Annotated in this window: 2 protein-coding genes and 1 pseudogene; 2 read left to right on the plus strand and 1 reads right to left on the minus strand. The window is 75.6% G+C overall.

All coding sequences use genetic code 11. The features are described 5' to 3' along the window. Positions 1–244: pseudogene (locus KMS84_RS38495) on the plus strand (MFS transporter); the annotation flags it as partial. A gap of 9 nt (positions 245–253) precedes the next feature. On the opposite strand, the gene KMS84_RS38500 reads toward KMS84_RS38495, so the two are convergent. Continuing rightward, complete coding sequence (locus KMS84_RS38500) at positions 254–799, minus strand: GNAT family N-acetyltransferase (RefSeq protein WP_256921205.1); 546 nt, start codon at positions 797–799, stop codon at positions 254–256. 51 nt (positions 800–850) lie between these two features. Here KMS84_RS38500 and thpR point away from each other — a divergent pair, with 51 nt between their 5' ends. Continuing rightward, complete coding sequence (gene thpR / locus KMS84_RS38505) at positions 851–1,423, plus strand: RNA 2',3'-cyclic phosphodiesterase (protein WP_256921206.1); 573 nt, start codon at positions 851–853, stop codon at positions 1,421–1,423. Positions 1,424–1,563: the final 140 nt, after the last annotated feature.

The raw sequence follows: 1,563 nt of genomic DNA on the forward strand, positions 1-1,563 counted from the left end.
CTACATGATGGTGTTCATGGGCGGAGCCCCGATCGGCGCGCCGATCGCCGGCTGGATCACCGACGCGTACGGCGTCCGGGCGGGCCTCGCCTCGGGCGGCGCGATCTCCGCCGTCGCGGCCGTCACCGTCGGCCTGGTCCTGGCCCGCGTGGGCAACCTGCGCCTGTCGGTCGGCTGGCACCACGGCCACCCACGCGTGCGGTTCGTCCCGCGCGAGGACCGGGAGCTCGCCACCGTCGGGTGACCGGGGGCGTCACCCGGCGGAGGGTGCGGGCGGACGCACCCTCCGGGCCAGCACCTGGCCGGGCCACTCGTGCTCCCCGACGGTGTACGCCTGCGTCGCCGTGAACCCGTTGGCCTCGTAGTAGGCCACCAGTCTGCGGTCGTCGCCGGCGTAGCAGTCCACGCGGAGCAGGGAGATGCCCGCCCGCCGGGTCGCCTCGGCCGCGTGGGCCAGCAGGGCGCTGCCGATGCCGTGGCCCTTGAAGCGGCGGTCGGAGGCCAGCCAGTGGATGTACCGCTCGGGCTCGCCGGGCGGCGGGAGGTGGGCGAGGTAGGCGCCCGGGGAGTCGGTGAGGGTGAGGGTGGCGGCCGGCACGCCGTCCGCCTCGGCGAGGAACACCTCGCCCTCGGCCATGTACCGGGTGACCGACTCCACCGTGCGGGTGTGCCGCGACAGCGGAGTCGTGCCCCACTGCCGGGTCCGCCCCTGTGAGACCAGCCACTCCACGCTGCTGTCGAGCATGCCGAGCACCACCGGGACGTCGTCCGGTCCGCCCGTTCTGATCGTGATCCGCATGACGTCCATCATGGCGGGCGGCCGGCCGCCGCGGCCGGGAGAATCGGGACCATGAGACTCTTCGCCGCCGTTCTCCCCCCGGACTCCGTTGCCGACGAACTCGCCGCGAGGACAGCCGGGTTGCGCGCACTGCCGGGCGCGGACGCGCTGCGCTGGACGGACCGGCCCGGGTGGCACTTCACGCTCGCCTTCTACGGCGAGGTCGACGACGGCCTCCTCCCGGAGCTGTCGGCGCGGCTGGAGCGGGCCGCGCACCGCGGCGCGCCCTTCCCGCTGGCGGTGCGCGGCGGGGGGCAGTTCGGGCACGGTCGGGCGCTGTGGGCCGGGGCGGCGGGCGACGTCCCGGCGCTGCGGCTGCTGGCCGACCGGGCGGAGGCGGCGGGCCGCAGGGCGGGCGTGGAGATGGGTGGACACCGCCGCTACCAGGCGCACTTGACGCTGGCCCGCAGCCGCGACGCCGTGGACGTGCGGCCCTACGTCGAGGCGCTGGAAACCTTCGAGGGCCGTGCCTGGACGGTGGGGGAGCTGGTGCTGGTGCGCAGCCGTCTGCCGGTGTCCGGGGCGCCGGGCGAGCAGCCCCGCTACGAACCGGTCGGGCGCTGGGCGCTCGGCGGGGCCGGTTAGTCTCGACGGGTGGACCCGAAGACCCGAAACCGGATCATGGCCGGTGCCCTTGTGCTGATGTTCGTGGTGGTGGCGGTGGCGGCGGCGGTCGGCAGATAGCGCAAGCTGCCGGACCGTCCCCGCCGACCCCACCCCCTGCC

The sequence above is a fragment of the Streptomyces hilarionis genome (assembly GCF_024539675.1).
GTDB lineage: Bacteria > Actinomycetota > Actinomycetes > Streptomycetales > Streptomycetaceae > Streptomyces > Streptomyces hilarionis.

What these genes read in the sequence shown, in the direction of transcription:
- KMS84_RS38500 (WP_256921205.1), bottom strand. Translation starts at nt 799, where the DNA reads ATGCGGATCACGATCAGAACGGGCGGACCGGACGACGTCCCGGTGGTG.
- thpR (WP_256921206.1), top strand. Translation starts at nt 851, where the DNA reads ATGAGACTCTTCGCCGCCGTTCTCCCCCCGGACTCCGTTGCCGACGAA.